Annotated in this window: 2 protein-coding genes; both read left to right on the top strand. The window is 55.8% G+C overall.

Translation table 11 applies throughout. The annotated features are described in order from the left end of the window. Positions 1-302 (top strand): hypothetical protein (locus ACOCD2_RS17285; protein WP_419625831.1); only part of this gene is annotated, 302 nt, incomplete at its 5' end. 23 nt (positions 303-325) lie between these two features. Next, positions 326-589 (top strand): hypothetical protein, encoded by a 264-nt coding sequence (locus ACOCD2_RS17280; protein WP_419625830.1) that lies wholly within the window; start codon positions 326-328, stop codon positions 587-589. Positions 590-808 lie beyond the last annotated feature (219 nt).

Below are 808 nucleotides of genomic sequence, written 5' to 3'. Positions count from 1 at the left end.
ACCAGGTCGCCGCACCCCTGGAATCCACGCTGAAGATCCGCAGCACCAGCCGTGTGCTGCTGGCACACAATCTCTTTGTCGGCTGGGACAATGCACTCGGCTCCTCATGGCCCAACGAAGCCCCCGACATCCTGACGTTTCATTCGAGCAACAACATCTGGATCAGCGCCAATGACGGCTATGCCTGGGAACACAATGCCGGTGGGCACCAGCCGGACTGGCGGACGCACCTCAATTACGATGGTTTCGACTGGGGCAGTGCAACCTATGCCATGAAATGGGCGGGCGCTATCCTCTGCTGACAGATTTTTCCCAGGCAACGGAATTGCAGACCCACGGGATTCGCATCAGCCGCAACAGTTGCTTCACGCAGTTCGAGATACCCATGGCTCCACCGGCTCCCATGCCATTTCAGTACATGACGCTGAAACCGGGTTGCAATGCGGTGGATGCCGGTGTGGTGCTGGCAAACATCAACGAGGGTTATGCGGGAAATGCGCCCGATCTCGGACCTTATGAACTGGGAAAGAAGCTTCCCCACTACGGCCCGAGAAGCAAGCTGTTCAGCGACGGTTTTGAGAATCCGTAGGTCCTAGCCCGGAAATTTCACCGCCCCACTGGAAATAGGCCTCTTTTTGTTGCATAAAGTAAGGGTTACCAATCACTTACCAGCAACAAAACAAAGAAGCCTATGAATACAGAGTGTAAACCAGAACAGTTGGAATTTCAGTCCCTGGGTCGGCGCGAGGTGATTGGCCGCTTTGACGGTGGGCGAATCACTTCGGACGGTGGCGGATTGCTGCTGCGC

It is taken from the genome of Thiolapillus sp. (assembly GCF_048562965.1).
Lineage (GTDB): Bacteria > Pseudomonadota > Gammaproteobacteria > Chromatiales > Chromatiaceae > Thiolapillus > Thiolapillus brandeum_A.
The sequence above is the reverse complement of the archived record's forward strand: the minus strand, read 5'-3'. Positions and strand labels throughout refer to the sequence as shown.